Origin of the sequence: Enterobacter cloacae complex sp. IR5402 (assembly GCF_049238125.1) — a bacterium.
Classification (GTDB): domain Bacteria; phylum Pseudomonadota; class Gammaproteobacteria; order Enterobacterales; family Enterobacteriaceae; genus Enterobacter; species Enterobacter hormaechei_C.
This window is the reverse complement of the sequence record NZ_JBMKHO010000001.1, coordinates 155,131-172,904: the sequence shown is the minus strand read 5'-3', so window position 1 is coordinate 172,904 and position 17,774 is coordinate 155,131. Positions and strand designations below refer to the sequence as shown.

At 61.6% G+C, this 17,774-nt stretch carries 1 pseudogene; it reads right to left on the bottom strand.

The features are described 5' to 3' along the window. Window positions 1-66: 66 nt before the first annotated feature. Window positions 67-17,771, bottom strand: a pseudogene (locus tag ACOTXL_RS00860) (Ig-like domain-containing protein); the annotation flags it as partial. Window positions 17,772-17,774 lie beyond the last annotated feature (3 nt).

Here is a 17,774-nt window from a genome sequence, read left to right as displayed (position 1 = left end):
TAGGGTTATGGCTATTCGTGTAAAGAAACGCAAAAAGCCGCGAGGATCGCTCCCCGCGGCAGTGTTTTACGCAATTAACAGCTGGTGGTTCGCCAGCAGCGTCGCCAGATCTGTCTGCACCCCGTTCAGCGTCACCAGCGTGGTGGGCGAGAACTGACCGCCGGTGCCGTCCAGGTCAACCTGGATCTCGGTGTTGCTGCCGTTCTGCACCACGCGGATGTAGTCGGCGATGTTGCCCGCGCTGCTGTCCAGCGTCGCCACGCCGTTGACGTAGCTCGCCGAGCCGGTGCCGGTATAACCGCTGTCGGAAAGCAGGTCGCGCAGGTCGATACGGTCCGTATCCGCCGTCCCTTCCCAGGTGCCGACGGTAAAGCCGTTCACCACATCGCTGCCGTTGCCGCCCGTCGCGTCAGACGCGTTGATCAGCTTATAGAGCAACGTATCGTGACCGCCGGTGCCGATGTTGAAGGTGTCGTTCCCGCCCCGGCCTTCGAACTGGTTATCACCGCTGTTGCCGGTGATCACGTCGTCATAGTCGGAGCCGTTGATGCCTTCAATATTCACCAGTGTCGCGGTATCGAATCCGGTACTCTGCGCCGTAGAGCGTCCTAAATCGACGGTGACGCCGGAAGTGGCGTTGCGATAATCCACGACATCCATGCCGCCCGTACTGCTCCACGTGTCGTGTTCAGAGGTCGTCGTCCAGCCACCGGAACCGTTGTAGGTATACGTCCCTGCTTCAGCGATAAAGGTATCGTTGTAGCCGGTTCCTGTCAGGGTGCCCTGGTGACCGCCCGTAGCAGCTTCAGCCGTCAGGGCGTAACTTTCTTTACCGTCTCCTGCCGTCAGCCCGTCCCAGGTTACGTTACTCGAAACACCGTTAACGGCACGAACCAGCACCGCGTGATACGTCTCGCTGGGATCCAGGCCGTAAAAACTGATGAGCGACGAGGAATCGTTAATGCCAATCCCGGACTGGGCATTGATGATTTCACTGGCGACCAGCTGGCCTGCCGCGTTGTACAGCTGGACAGTGTTGCCAAAGAAGGCGTTAATCCCTTCGCTGTCGACAATCTTCAGATGCAAGGCCGTACCTGGTGCGACCGTATTGGTATTCCGCTCCAGTAAAACCGTACCGTTTTGACGGAAAATGAGCAGATCCTGTGCGCCATCCCAGTCGTAATCAAGCAGAGCCGCGCCGGATACCTGAGTTGACGTAGCGGTACTGAATTTCGAAGCAGTAAAGCTTGCAGTACCTGCCAGTCCATCATTGGTGTAAAGATAAGACTGCCCGCTATTCGCCAGCTTGATGATGTCCATGTGACCGTCGAGGTTCCAGTCCACCGCCACGCTGACGTTACCCACAAACTTATCCGTGGTCGCCGTTCCAACCGCGGTGCCGGCCAGAAGGTTGCCGCTACCGTCGTTCAGCATTAACACCCCGCCCTGACTGGTTCCGCTGGAGGTACGGGACATGCTCATATACAGGTCCATGTAACCATCACCGTTAAAGTCGGCCCAGGTCATACTCACGGCATTGGACGCTGCGGCGGAACCATAGCCGCTGTACATGGTATTGGTGAAGTTTTGCCCCCACGTAAATGAGCCATTGCCCTGGTTAAACATGGTCGACAGGGCATAGTTGTTGCCCCCGTTGGTCGTATGCTGGGCAATATCCACTTTCCCGTCGTTGTTCAAATCCACACCGGACGTTTCAATCAGACTGTTGTAATTACCTACCGTTGATCCCGATACGAAACTGGAGTACGTACCGGACTTCGAACTGCCCGTCAGCGTGCCGTTGTTATTGAGCATGACGGTGCTGGAATCAGGCCCGCCAGCATCGCCGATGACAAAGTCAGTGTAACCATCGCCCTTGATGTCAATGGCGACCACCGCGCCATACCACACCGCAGCCCCCATATTGGTCAGCGTACTGGAAGTGTATGTACCGTCTCCATTGTTAATCAGCTGCACCATGTACGAGTAACTTGTCCCTTCCGCCAGCACGTCAGCCAGCCCGTCGCGGTTGATATCCGCGTAAGTACCGGTTGTGTAACTCCCCGTCATTGAGAAATTGCCTGAAACGGTGTAAGCGTTACGGCTACTGGTATTGGCGGATGCGAATTGCTGGTTGGCCATAATCGTCCACAGCCCATCCGAATCCAGCATATAGCTGGCAGAATAGGAGTAGTTCGCGGCGGTAAATGACCAGGCCGGCGTCAATGATTCTTCACTCCCTACAATCAGGCTACCGGTGGTCAACCCAGCGGTATTACCGTTGCCGGCGCTGCTTTTCACCTGTGCCGTAACATCATAATTCTTCACGCTCAGCGCATCGCCGTCAGGGAGCTGCAAATACCATGTGTTGTTATCCGGATCGACCACGACCGCACCGCCAGTCTCTGAGGTGTAGGTTTTATCGTTCACGGTGATAACCACGTACTCGCCGTTGGTCAGTCCCGCCGATACAAGTCCACTCAGAATCGGGGTGCTATCTGTCGTCGTCTGAGGGTTAATGGTCACGGTGGTGGTCGGGATGCTCGTATCCACTTTCAGCACGAAATCATCTGAGTCGGTGAAGTTACCTGCCAGATCGGTCACACGCAGCATATAGACGTGATTACCGTCATTCAGACCACTGTCCTGGAAATACCAGCTGGCGGCGCCGTTCATCGTCACCTGTCCCAGCAGCACACCGTCACGATACAGTTGCACGATCTCGCCACTGTCCGGCGCACGGTTAAGCGTCCCGTTAATCACTGGAGAGTTGTCATCTGTTGCCACCGAAGCGCCGAAGCTGCCCTGACGTTCGCCTTCCCCGTCGTATAGCTGACCACCGTTCCCACCGTATCAGGCGGCGTGGTATCAACCGTTACTACCTGCGAAGTGGTTGAGCCGACGTTGCCCGCCTGGTCGATGATCCGCACCTGGTAGTTGTAATCCCCGTCCGCCAGATCGCGGGTGTCCGTATAGCTCCAGCGCTGGTTAGTGACGGTAGCGTCAATCCAGGTATTGCCGCCGTCGAGGCTAATCTGTACGCGCTCGTCGCTGGCCAGCGCGCTGCCCAACGAACCGTTGATTGTCAGCGAGGTGTCCATGGTGATGAAATCACTTCCGGACTGCCCGGTATCTTCGCTGATGCTGTCAATGGTGATGCCGTACTGCGGCGCCTGGGTATCCACCGTCACGTCCTGCGTGGTGGTGGCCCCGACGTTGCCCGCCTGATCGACAACCCGCACCTGATAGCGGTAGTCGCCGTCGGCCAGGGTGCGCGCGTCGGTATAGCGCCACTGGGTACCGCTTACCGTGGCGTAAACCCAGGTGGTGCCGCCATCCATGCTCACCTGCACATACTCACCCGCCCCGAGTTCGGCCCCGAGCGTCCCGTTGAGCGTGTACGAGGTCGAACTGGTCAGGAAGTCATTGTTATCGAAACCGGTATCGACGGTGATGTTATCCACGGTCACCGTAATCGCCGCATCCGGCGCGACCGTATCGACCGTCACCTGCTGATGAGCGCTGGCACCCACGTTGCCCGCCGCATCCACTACGCGAACGTAGTAGTCATAGGTCTGGTTACCCAGCGTGCGGCCGTCCACGTAGTACCAACTGTTGCCGGTGACGATCACGTTCTGCCAGGTGACGCCGCCGTCGATGCTGATCTGGGCATATTCGCCGTCGGCCAGCGTCGCGCCGAGTGAGCCGTGCAGGGTCAGGGACGTGTCGCGAGTGATAAAGTCGCTGCTGCTCAGGCCGGTATCGTCGCTGATGCTGTCGATAGCGATCGTTTTGCTGGCGTCCGGCGCGACGGTATCAATGGTCACCACCTGGCTGGTGGTGGCGCTGATATTCCCCGCCTCGTCAATCACGCGCAGCTGGTAGTTGTAATCCCCGTCGGTCAGCGTACGGCCATCAATATACGTCCAGCTCAGGCCGCTAACGCTCACGTCAGTCCAGGTCGCGCCACCGTCCAGGCTGATCTGGGCGTGGTCGCCGCTGCCCAGGGCCGCGCCGAGCGTCCCTTTCAGGCTGATCTGGTTGTCGCTGGTAATGAAGTCGCTGTCGGACAGGCCGGTATCCTGCGAGACGGAATCCACGGTAATGGTCGCCGCCGCAGGCTTCGTCAGATCGATTACCACGTCCTGGCTGTCCGTTGCCCCAACGTTGCCCGCGTTATCAATCACGCGCACCTGGTACTGATACGTACCGTCCGTCAGGGTGCGACCATCAGTGTAGCGCCAGGTGGTGCCGGTGACGGTCAGGTCGATCCAGGTGACGCCGCCGTCAAGGCTGATCTGCGCCTTCTCGTTATTGCCGAGCTGCGCGGTCAGGGAACCATTCACCACCACCTGGCTGTCGTTGGTGATGAAGTCATTCGCGCTGAGGCCGGTATCGTTTTGCAGGGAATCAATGCTGATCCCCATCGACGGTGCGGTGAGATCCACGGTTACGGTGTGGTTATCGCTGACGCTGTTGCCGATGGCGTTGCTCACCTGCGCGTTAATCACGTACGAACCGCCGTCCGCCAGCGCGGTCACGTCTGCGCTGCCGACCGTATAGCTCCAGGTGCCGTCATTTTGAACGGTAGCCGTGTAGGTTTTACCGTTAAGCGTAATTGTCACCGTCTGGCCCGCTGGCGCATCGGTGGTGCCGCTGATAACCAGTGGCGTGCCATGTTCGGCGGCATTTACGATATCGTCCTGCGCAAAGGTGTTAATGGCGATGGTCGGCACGTCGCCGTTAAGCGTCACGTCGTGCGTTGCGCTGCCCGGGTTACCTGCCTTATCGCTCACCGTAGCCGTAATGGTGTAATCCCCGTCGCTCAGGCCAAGGAAATCACGCCCCGGCACGAAGACCGACCAGGAGCCGTCCGCCCCGACGGTCGCCTGATAGCTGTGGCCGTTGAAGGAGACGGTCACCGTCTGGCCCTGTTCCGCGGTGGTGGTCCCGCTGATGGTCTGTCCCGCCAGCTGCTCGGCGTTGTTGACGATATCGTCATCAGCCACGGTGCTAATGGTGACGGCTGGCGCGATGGTATCGACCGTTAAGGTATGCGTCGTCTGGCCGCTGTTACCGGCTTTATCGTTGACCGAGGCGGTCACCGTCAGCGCCCCCTGGCTCAGTGCAGCCAGATCGACTGCCGGAACATCCAGCGTCCACGTCCCGTCGTTTGCCACAAGCGCAGTGTAGGTTTTGCCGCCCAGCGTGACGGTCACCGTCTGGCCTGCTTCCGCGCTGGAAGAGCCTTGTACGGTGAGCGCCTGCTGGGCTTCCGCCGCATTCAGCACATCGTCGCCCGACAACGTGTTCACGCTAATCACCGGCGCGGTGGTGTCCACGCTGATGGTGTGCGTCGCCGAGGCGCTGTTCCCGGCGCTGTCCTGCGCCGAAACAGAAACCTGGTAGCTCGCGCCGTCGGCCAGGGTGCCCACGTCGGCGGCCGGTACGGTGGTTGTCCAGGAGCCATCGCTCTGGATAGTGGCCGTATAGCTCTTACCATTCAGGGTGATAGTGACCTGCGTACCGCTGGCGAACTGCGCGCTGGAGCCGTTGATGACCAGCGACGCGCCCGCTTCTGCCGCATTGATCACGTCATCACCGCTGAGGGTGTTGACGGTCAGCGCGACCGATGCGGTATTTACCACCACGTCGTGGGTCTGGGTGCTGCTGTTACCCGCACTGTCGGTGATAGTCGCGCTAAGGGTCACGGTGCCGTCGGTCAGCGCGGAAATCACGCTGGCCGGAACGCCCACACTCCATTTGCCGCTGGCGTCAACGGTGGTGGTGTACTGGTTCGAACCGATGGTGATGACCACCTTATCGCCGACGCTGGCGCCGGTTGCGGTGCCGCTGACGATCTGCGCCTGCCCGTGCTCCACGCTGTTGATGACGTCATCGCCCGCCACAACGTTAAAGCTGACGGTCGGCGGCGTGGTATCAAGCGTAATCGCTTTCCCCGCGCTGCCCGGATTACCCGCGGCGTCACTCACGCTGGCCTGCACGGTGTAACCGTTATCCGCCAGTGCGGACAGGTCTGTGCCCGGCACGTTCACGCTCCAGACGCCGCCCTGCTGAACCTGTGCGGTATAGCTGTTTCCGCCCAGCGTCACGGTGACCGTCTGACCGACTTCAGCCGTGGTGGTGCCGGAAATGTCCACGCCCGCAGCCGCTTCGCTGCCGTTGATCACGTTGTCGCCGGTTACCGTATCAATGTTCACGGTTGGCGCAGTCGCGTCCACGCTATATTCGCGGCCCGCCGAGGCGCTGTTGCCGTGCGCGTTGGTGACGCTCACCTGCACGCTGGCGTCACCGTCCTTCAGGCCCGCGAGATCGGCGGAAGGCACGGTGGCCGTCCAGTTACCGTCAGCATCCACCTTCGCGGTGTACGTCTTGCCGCCGAAGGTAACGGTAACGGTCTGGTTTTCCTCCACGTTCGAGGTGCTGCCGGAGAGCACCAGATCCACGCCTTTCTCCGCCGCGTTAATCACGTCGTCGGTGGCAATCGCATCAATGCTGATAGCCACCGCCGCCAGATCGACGGTCACGTCATGGCTGATGGTCACCGGGTTGCCCGCCGCGCTCTGGCCTGCCACGGTCACGGTGACGGTACCTGCTGCGAAGGCCGCGACGTCTGCCGCCGGGATCGCCGCGTTCCAGGAGCCGTCTGCCAGTACCGACGCGGCATAGGTCTTGCCATTCACGGTCACGGTGAGCGTTGTGCCTGCCGCCAGCCCGTCACTGGTGCCGGAGACGATCAGGTTTTGACCATGCTCAATGCTGTTGATCACGTCATCGCCCGCCACGGTATTCACGCGCAGCCCCGGCAGGCTGGCGTCGATAGTGATATCGCGCTCGCCTGTTCCCGTGTTGCCGTGGCCGTTGGTCACAGTCGCAGACACCGTCAGGTCGCCGTTGCCCAGCGCCGTCAGGACGGATTCCGGCACGTTCACGGACCAGGTCAGATCGCTCTGCACTGTCGCGGTGTACGTGTTGCCGCCAATGGTCACGGTGACGGTATTGCCCGCCTCCGCGTTCGCTACCTTGCCGCTGAGGGTCTGACCCGCGGCCACTTCCGCCGCGTTGATGACGTTATCGCCCGCAATGGTGTTGATGGTGACGGTTGGCAGCGCGGTATCTACAAGCAGGTTCGCGGTGTTGCTCACGCTGTTGCCCACGCCGTTGGTGGCCGTCGCGTTCAGGGTGTAACTGGCCTGACCGAGACCGGTCAGATCCGCTGCCGGAACGGTCAGGCTCCAGGTGCCGTCTGCCGCCGTCGTGGCCGTGTAGTTTTTGCCGTTGAGGGTCACGGCCACCACGGTGCCTTCTGCCAGGTTGGCGCTGGTGCCGCTGACGCGCAGATCCTGACCTTTTTCCACCGCGTTCAGCACGTTATCGTCGCTGATGGCGTTGAAGCTGACCGAAGGCAGACCGGTATCGACGGTCACATTATGCGTGCCGCTGCCGGTATTGCCCGCCGCGTCGGTGACTGACACAGAGACGGTCGCGGTGCCGTCGCTGAGGCCTGAAATCACATTCGCCGGAACGCCCACGCTCCAGTTACCCGCCGCGTCCAGCACGGTGGTATAAGTCTGGCCGCCGATCGTGACGGTGACCTTATCGCCCGCCGCCGCGCCGGTGGCGGAGCCGCTGATAATCTGCGCCTGATTGTGTTCAGCCACGTTAATCACGTCGTCGCCTGCCACGGTGTGGATGGTCACTGCCGGAACGGTGACGTCCACCGTAAGGTTGTGGTCCGCCGACGCCGGGTTACCCGCCTTGTCGCTCACGCTCGCGGTCACGGTGACGCTGCCGTCGCTTAATCCTGCCAGATCCGCCGCCGGAACGTTCAGCGTCCAGCTGCCGTTCGCGCTGACGGTTGTGGTGTAATCTTTGCCGTTCAGCGATACGGTCACCGTCTGGCCCGCTTCGGCGGTGCTGGTGCCGGAGATTGCCAGGTCGGACTGCGCTTCTGAGGCGTTGAGGATATCGTCGGTGGCAATGGTGTTGATGGTCACGGACGGCGCGGTAGCATCCACGCTGTACTCACGGCCCGCCGAGGCGCTGTTGCCGTTCACATTGGTGACGCTCACCTGTACGCTGGCGACACCATCCTTCAGGCCAGCCAGATCCGCTGACGGCACGGTGTAAGTCCAGTTGCCGCTGTCGTCCACGGTGGTGGTGTAGATCCTGCCGTTCAGACTAATGGTCACGGTCTGCCCGGCTTCCACGTTGGTGGTCACACCGGACAGCACCAGATCCGCGCCCTTCTCCGCCGCGTTAATCACGTCGTCGGTGGCAAGCGCATTGATGCTGATGGCAACGGTAGCCAGATCAACGGTCACGTCGTGGCTGATGATGATCGGATTACCCGCCGCGCTGTCACCGGTAACGCTGATTTTCACGGTGCCTTCCGGCCACGCGCTCACGTCGGTGGACGGGATCGCCGCGCGCCAGGTGCCGTCTGCCAGCACCGTTGCCGCGTAATCTTTACCGTTGACGGTAACCGTCAGCGCCGTGCCCGGCGCCAGCCCGTCGCTGGTGCCTGAAACAATCAGGTTCTGCGCGTGCTCGATGGTGTTGAGCACGTCGTCACCCGCCACGGTATCGACGCGCAGCCCCGGCAGGTTAGCGTCGATAGCGATCTCGCGTTCGCCGGTGCCGGTGTTGCCGTGGCCGTTGGTGACGGTCGCGGTTACGCTCAGGCTGCCGTTGCCGAGTGCGGTCAGCACGTCAGACGGCACGTTGACGGACCAGGACAGATTATTCTGCACCGTTGCGGTGTAGCTGTGGCCGCCGATAGCGACGGTCACGGTGTTGCCCGCTTCGGCATTCGCCACGGTGCCGCTCAGGGTCTGACCCGCGGCCACTTCCGCCGCGTTGATGACGTTGTCGCCCGCCACGGTGTTGATGGTGACGGTTGGCAGCGCGGTGTCGACAAGCAGGTTCGCAGAATTGCTCACGCTGTTGCCCACGCCGTTGGTGGCCGTCGCGTTCAGGGTGTAACTGGCCTGACCGAGACCGGCCAGATCCGCAGCCGGAACCGTCAGGCTCCAGGTGCCGTCTGCCGCAGTTGTCGCCGTGTAGTTTTTACCGTTCAGGGTCACGGTGACCAGGGTGCCTTCCGCCAGGTTGGCGCTGGTGCCGCTGACGCTCAGATCCTGGCCTTTTTCAACGGCGTTCAGGACGTTGTCATCGCTGATGGCGTTGAAGCTGACCGATGGCAGACCGGTATCGACGGTCACATTATGCGTGCCGCTGCCGGTATTGCCCGCCGCGTCGGTGACTGACACAGAGACGGTCACGGTGCCGTCGCTGAGGCCTGAAATCACATTCGCCGGAACGCCCACGCTCCAGTTACCCGCCGCATCCAGCACGGTGGTATAAGTCTGGCCGCCGATCGTGACGGTGACCTTATCGCCCGCCGCCGCGCCGGTGGCGGAGCCGCTGATAATCTGCGCCTGATTGTGTTCAGCCACGTTAATCACGTCGTCGCCTGCCACGGTGTGGATGGTCACCGCAGGTACGGTGACGTCCACCGTCAGGGCGTGGTCAACCGACGCCGGGTTACCCGCCTTGTCGCTCACGCTCGCGGTTACGGTGACGCTGCCGTCGGTTAATCCTGCAAGGTCAGCTGCCGGCACGTTCAGCGTCCAGCTGCCGTTCGCGCTGACGGTTGTGGTGTAATCTTTGCCGTTCAGCGATACGGTCACCGTCTGGCCTGCTTCGGCGGTGCTGGTGCCGGAGATTGCAAGGTCGGACTGTGCTTCTGAGGCGTTGAGGATATCGTCGGTGGCAATCGTGTTGATGGTCACGGACGGCGCGGTAGCATCCACGCTGTACTCGCGGCCCGCAGACGCGCTGTTGCCGTTCACGTTGGTGACGCTCACCTGCACGCTGGCGTCACCGTCCTTCAGGCCAGCCAGATCCGCAGACGGCACCGTGGCGGTCCATTTACCCTCAGCGTCCACCGTGGCAGTGTAGCTCTTGCCGCCGAAGGTGATGGTGACGGTTTGATTTTCCTCTACATTCGCGGTGGTGCCGGAGAGCACCAGATCCGCACCCCTCTCGGCGGCGTTGATCACGTCATCGGAAGCGATGGCGTCAATGCTGATCGCGACGTTTGCCAGATCCACGGTCACATCATGGTTGATAGTCACCGGATTGCCCGCGCTGCTCTGGCCTTCAACGTTCACGGTGACCGTGCCTGCGGCAAGGGCACTCACGTCCGCAGAAGGGATCGCCGCGCTCCAGGTGCCGTCTGCCAGCACGGTGGCTGCATAGGTTTTACCGTTTACGGTGACGGTCAGCGCTGTGCCCGCCGTCAGGCCGTCGCTTGAACCCGTGATAATCAAATTCTGCCCGTGTTCGATGCTGTTAATCACGTCATCGCCCGCCACGGTGTCCACGCGCAGGCCCGGCAGATTCGCGTCGATAGTGATATCGCGCTCGCCGCTGCCGCTGTTGCCCACGCCGTTCGTGACGCTGGCGGTCACGGTCAGATCGCCATTGCCCAGCGCGGTGAGCACAGATTCCGGTACGCTGACGGACCAGGTCAGATCGCTCTGCACCGTTGCGGTGTAGTTATGGCCGCCAACAGACACAGTCACGGTGTTGCCCGCTTCGGCATTCACCACTGTGCCGCTAATGGTCTGGCCGGTTGCCAGCTCCGCCGCGTTGATCACGTCGTCGCCCGCCACGGTGTTAATGATGACGCCAGGCAGCACGGATTCCACGTTCACGGTGTGCGAGGTGCTGGTGCTGTTGCCGACGCTGTCCGTTGCGGAGGCCGACACGGTGTAAAGCGCTTCACCCAGTTGCCCCACCTCGCTCGCCGGAACGGTTGTGGTCCATTGGCCATTGGTATCCACCGTGGCGCTGTACGCTTTGCCGTTGAGCATCACGGTGACCACCGCGCCCACGGCCAGCCCGGAAGCCGTACCTGTGATGGTCAGATCCTGCGTTTTCTCACTGCTGTTGATCACATCGTCGCCGGACACGGTGTCAATGGTCAGCACCGGCGCAGTGAGGTTGACTTCAACCTCGTGCGTTGTGCTGTTGCTGTTTCCGGCTTTATCGGTCAGCGCCGCGGTGATGGTGTGATCCCCGGCGGTCAGGGCACTCACGTCCGCCGCAGGCACGCCCACGCTCCACCTGCCGGAAGCGTCCAGGGTCGCCGTGTAATCTTTGTTATTGATGGTGACGGTCACCACGTCGCCCGCCGCCGCACCGGTCACGGAACCGGTGACAATCAGCGCCTGCGCATGCTCGGCGCTGTTGATCACGTCGTCGTCGGAAACGGTGTTAATGGTCAGCTGTGGCACCGTGGTATCCACCAGCACATCGCGGTCCGCTAAGGCCGGGTTACCCGCCTTATCCGCGACGGCTGCCGTGATGGTGTAACTGCCGTCGGTAATCGCGCCGATATCCGCAGACGGTACGGTGACGCTCCAGCTGCCGTTCGCCTGTACGGTGGTGGTGTAGTCCACGCCGTTCAGCGTCACGGTGACGGTCTGGCCCGCTTCGGCGTTGGAGACACCGTTAACGACCAGATCCTGCTGCGCTTCGGCCGCGTTGATGATGTTGTTGTCGCTGACGATCTCGATGGACACCGTCGGCGCGGTGGCGTCCACGCTGTACTCGCGGCCCGCCGAGGCGCTGTTGCCGTTCACGTTGGTGACGCTGACCTGCACGCTGGCGTCGCCGTCTTTCAGGCTACCTAAATCGGCAGACGGTACGGTCGCCGTCCAGTTGCCGCTGGCATCCACCGTCGCGCTATAGGTCTTACCGCCGAAAGTGATGGTAACGGTCTGGTTTTCTTCCACGTTGGTGGTGGCACCCGACAGCACCAGATCTGCGCCTTTTTCTGCCGCATTGATTACGTCGTCGGTAGCGATAGCGTCAATGCTGATAGCAACCGTCGCCAGGTCGATCTTCACGTCGTGGCTGATAGAAACCGGGTTGCCCGCTGCGCTCTGGCCTTCAACGGTCACGGTGACGGTGCCTTCGCTCAGCGCGCCGACGTCTGCTGCCGGAACGGCGGCCGTCCAGGTACCGTCTGCCAGTACGGTGGCCGCGTAGGTTTTACCGTTAACGGTCACCGTCAATGCTGAACCCGCTGCCAGACCGTCGCTGGAGCCGGTGATAATCAGGTTTTGTCCGTGTTCGATGCTGTTGATCACGTCGTCACCCGCCACCTTATTGACCCGCAGGCCAGGCAGGTTGGCATCAATCGTGATGTCGCGCTCGCCGGAGCCGGTATTACCGTGGCCGTTAGTGACGCTGGCGGATACGGTCAGGTCGCCGTTGCCGATGGCGGTTAACACGTCAGACGCGACGTTAACCGACCAGCTTAAATCGTCCTGCACGGTTGTCGTGTAGGTATTGCCACCCACCGAAATTGTGACAGTGTCACCACTCGCGGCACCGCTCACTTTCCCGCTCAGGGTTTGTCCGGAAGCCACTTCCGCCGCGTTAATGACGTCGTCGGTGGCAACCGCATTAATGGTGACCTGCGGCAGCGCGCTGTCGACCAGCACGCTATGGCTGGTGTTCGCACTATTACCCGCAGTATCGGTCACGCTGGCCGTCACGCTATAGCTCGCTTCGCCCAATGCCGAGACATTTGCCGCCGGAACGGTGACGCTCCAGTTACCGCTGGCATCGGTAGTGGCGGCGTAACTGATACCGTTCAGGGTTACGGTGATGCGGGTCCCGTCCGGCTGGTTGCTGGTACCGGAGATCAACAGGTCCTGGCCTTTCTCGGTCGCGTTGATCACGTCGTCAACCGCCAGGGTATTGATGGCAATCACCGGCGCGGTCAGGGAGACGTCAAACGCGTGCGTCGCGCTGGTGCTGTTGCCCGCTTTATCGGTGACCGTGGCGGAGATCGTCTGATCGCCGTTAGCCAGCGCGCCCACGTCTGCCGCCGGAACGCCCACGCTCCAGCTTCCGGCACCGTCCAGCATCGCTGTGTAGTCTTTGCCGTTCAGGGTCAAGGTAATCACATCGCCCGCCTGCGCGCCCGTCACCTTGCCGGTGACAATCAGCGCCTGGCCGTGCTCGGCAATATTAACAATGTCGTCGCCCGCCACAATGTCGAAGGTAATCTGCGGCACGGTAGTGTCGACCAGCACGGACGCCCCTGCACTGGCCGGGTTGCCCGCTTTATCGGACACGGTCACCGTGACCGCCGCGCTGCCGTCGGCGATGCCTGCCATATCCGCCGCCGGTACGTCCAGCGTCCAGCTGCCGTTTGCCTGCACCTGGGCGGTGTACTGATTGCCGTTGAAGGCCACGGTGACCGTCTGGCCTGCTTCGGCAGTAGACGTCCCGCTCAGGGTCAGATCCTGCGCCGCCTCTGCCGCATTCAGCATGTTGTCGCCGCTGATGGTGTTGATGGTGACCGCTGGCGCGGCGGTAGCGACGCTGAATGCCTGCGAGGAAGAGGCCGCATTGCCGTTCACGTTGGTTACGCTGACCTGTACGCTGGCGTCGCCGTCCTTCAGGCCGCTCAGATCGGCAGCCGGTACGGTGCAGGTCCAGTCGCCGTTGGAATCGACCGTCGTGGTCCAGGTTTTACCCGCAAAGATAATGGTAACGGTCTGGCCCGCTTCAACGTTCGAGGAGGAGCCGGACAGCACCAGATCCTGGCCTTTTTCTGCCGCGTTCAGCACGTTGTCGTCCGTCACGTTGTTAATGCTTATCGCCACCGGGGCGAGATCGACATCCACCACGGTGCCGATGTTCACCGGGTTGCCGGAGGTATCCTGCGCGCTGGCGCTGATGGTGAGCGACCCGTCCGCCCACCGGGAGACGTCTGCGGCCGGAACCGCAGCCTGCCATGTGCCGTCCGCCAGTACCGATGCGGAATAACTCTTGCCGTTGATGCTCACGGTGACGGTGCTACCCGCCGCCAGGTCGGTGCTGGTGCCGGAGATAACCAGGTTCTGCGCGTGTTCAATTATGTTAATGACGTCGTCACCGGCGACGGTATCAATGCGCAGGCCGGGCAGCTCGGCGTCAATGGTGACATCCAGGGAAGACGATCCGGTATTGCCGTGCGCGTTCGTCACGCTGGCCGACACGGTCAGGTCGCCGTTGCCGAGCGCGGTTAACTGACTCTGGGTTAACGGCAGGCTCCAGGTGAGATCGTCCTGTACGGTAGCCGTGTATGTCTGCCCGCCGAGGATAATCGTGACGGTATCACCCGATGCCGCGTTAGAAACCTTTCCGGTCAGGGTTTGCCCTGCGGCCACTTCCGCCGCGTTGACGATATTGTCGCCCGCAAAGTTGTTGAGGGTAACAACCGGCAGCGAGCTGTCCACCAGCACATCGTGCGTGGCAGCGGCGCTATTGCCCACATTATCGGTGACGCTCGCCGTTACGGTGTAATTGGCTTCACCCAGCGCGCTCACCGCAGAGGCGGGTACGGTAACGCTCCAGTTGCCGCTGGCGTCGGTGGTGGCGGAGTAGTTGATACCGTTCAGATTAACAGTGATGGTGGTTCCTTCCGGCTGGTTGCTGGTACCGGAAAGCAGCAGATCTTCGCCCTTCTCTGCCGCATTGATCACGTCATCCGCTGCCAGCGTGTTAATACCGATAACGGGCGTCACAGTATTGACCACCACATCCACTGAACTGCTGCCGGTGTTGCCGGACCGATCGGTCACGGAGACGTTAATAGTCCAGGTGCCGTCCGTCAGCCCCTGAATGACGGACGCAGGCAGGCCGAGACTCCAGTTTCCTGCCGCATCCACCACGGTGGTGTAGTCCACGTTATTGATGGTGATGGTGACCAAATCGCCCGCCGCCGCGCCGGTGACGGAGCCGCTCAGGATCTGCGCCTGAGCATGGGCCAGCTGGTTAACGGTGTTGGTGTCGGTGACGAAATCGTTGATGGTCATCTGCGGTACGGTAGCATCCACCAGCCCAACGCGGTCCGCGCTGCTGCTGTTGCCCGCCACGTCACTGACGGTGGCCGTCACGGTGACATTGCCATCGGTCAGCGCGCCCACGTCGGCGGCAGGCACGTTCAGCTGCCAGCGACCGTCCGCCTGTACCGTGGTCTGGTAAGATTTACCGTTCAGCGTCACGGTGACCGTCTGGCCCGTTTCAGCGGTTGTGCTGCCGCTGAGCACCAGATCCTGCTGCGCTTCTGCCGCATTAATGATGTTGTCGTCGGTCAGGTTATCAAGCGTAATGGCTGGCGGCTGCGTATCGACGATCACCACGCGTGAGGCGTCCGCGCTGTTGCCGTTGACGTTAGTCACGCTGACGCTCACCTGCGCACGCCCGTCGATCAGCGTTTCCATCGCGCTCGCCGGAACGGTCAGGTGCCAGGAGCCGTCCTGCTGCACCTGTGCAGTAAAGGTTTGATCCGCGAATTTCACCACCACGGTCTGCCCGGCCTCCACGCCCTGCGTCTGACCAGAAAGCGTGACATCCGCGCCTTTTTCTGCCGCGTTGAGCATATCGTCAGTGGTTACGGTATCGATGGTGACAGCCACCGCATTCAGGTCAAGCTCGATCGGGTGTTCAGCCGCCACGGTGTTGCCCCAGGCATCTTCCGCGCTGACGCTGACGGTGATGCCTCCCGCCGTCCATGCCTGAAGGTCCGCCGCCGGCACGCCAATCTGCCAGCTGCCGCTGGCGTTAACCGTGGTGACGTATTCGACATTATTGATGGTAACGGTGATCTGTGTGCCTTCGGCCAGATGAGTGCTGGAGCCGGTGACGGCCAGATCCTGCTGCTGCTCGATGGCGTTAATCACGTCATCGCCAGAGATCGTGTTCACGCGCAGGCCCGGCAGTTCGGCGTTGATGTTGATATCACGTTCGCCGGTGCCGGTATTGCCGTGCGCATTAGTGACAGAGGCGCTGAAGGTTAAATCGCCGTCGCCAAACGCCTGGAGGTCGGCCGATGGGATCGTCACGCTCCATTTCAGGTCGCTGCCAACCGTCGCGGTGTAGCTCTTGCCGCCCACGGTGACTGAGACGGTATCGCCCGCCGCCGCGCCGGTGACGCGTCCACTGAGGGTTTGGTCAACCGCCGCTTCGGCGTTATTGACCAGGTTATCCCCGGCAAAGGTGTTGACGATCACCTGCGGCAGCACGGTGTCTACCAGCAGATTCGCCTCGGCGGAGCCGCTGTTACCCACGCTGTCGGTGCCGCTGACGCTGACGGTGTAAAGGGTATTCGCCAGATCCAGCACGTCGGAAACCGGCACCTGAACGGACCAGCGACCGTTCTCAACGGTGGCCTGATAGTTAACGTTGTTCAGCGTCACGGTGACAGCGCTGCCGTTCGGCAGATTACTGGTCCCGCTCAGGCTCAGGGGCTGCATGGCCTCCTGCGCATTCAGGACGTTATCCTGGCTGATGGGATCAAGGGTAAATTCCGGCGGGTTGCCGCTCAGCGTAATGCCGTGCGTCGCGCTGCCGGTGTTGCCCGCCGCATCGGTCACGGCGACCGAAATGCTGTGGCTACCTTCCCCCAGCGCGCCAATGACGGAGGCAGGCACGCCGACGCTCCAGCTGCCGTCCGCCTGGACGACACCGGTAAAGGTCTTGCCGCCAACGGTCACGGTGACAACGTCGCCCTCCGCCGCGCCGTTCGCCTGGCCGGAAATAATCTGCGCCTGCCCCTGCTCGCTGGTGTTCAGAATGTCGTCGCCCGCGACGGTGTTGATAGTGACCACTGGCGATGCGGTATCGACCGTGAAATCGGCGGTGATGGAGGACCCATTACCCGCTTTGTCGCTGACGTTTACCGTCAGGGTGTGCTCGCCGTTAGCCAGCGTCTGTACTTCACTGGCCGGAAGCGTAACGGACCAGCTGCCGTCGCTGCCCACGGTCGCCGTGTGATTTTTGCCGTTCAGCGTGACCGTCACAATCTGGCCCGCTTCCGCATCGGTTTTCCCCGTCAGCGTCAGCGGCTGATTATGTTCAGCCGCGTTGATGATGTTGTCCTGGGCGATCGTGTCGACAGAGATCACTGGCGAGGCGGTATCCACGCCAATCGTCTGGCTGCCGGACACGGTGTTGCCCGCCGCGTCTTTTCCGCTGACGTTGACCGTCCAGGTACCATCGCCCAGCGCCTGTGCGTCGGCAGCAGGGACCTTCACGCTCCATGCGCCGTTTGCCCCCACTTCTGCGGTATAGGTTCTACCGTTGAGCGTGACGGTAAGCGCCGTTCCCTGCGCCAGGTTTTTGCTGGTGCCGGACAGCGTAAAGCCCGCGGACTGTTCGCTGGCGTTGATCACGTTATCACCCGCCGTGGTGGCGAGCGTCACGCTGGTATCCGCTGTAGAAACGGTTACGTTAATACTGCCCGCAGAGGTCGTTTTACTGCCGTCGATCTGTACGACGGACCAGGTATGTTCCCCGTCCGCCTGGGTCGGGAGTGTTACCGTCCAGGTGCCGTCCTTCGCGACCATGGTGCTGGCGATGGTGCTGCCGCTGCCGTCTTTAACCTGAATGGTCGCGCCCGGCTGCCCGGTACCGCTGAAGGTGGGGGTGTTATCATCCGTGACCTCTTTTGCACTCAGCACGCCCTGCTTGTCACCCGCGTTGTCCGTCAGCAAAAATGTCGGCGTGGCGCTTTCGACTTCTTTTGTATTATCAATAACCTTCGTTTTGGTTTCGCCATCGCCGCCGTGAGCCAGCAGTGCGCCGATCGCACCGCCCCCTAACGCCGCACCGGCAATCCAGCCCCACGGCGCATCGCTTAATACGCTTCCCTGCTCCAGGAAAGGTTCAATGCTGCTAATGGG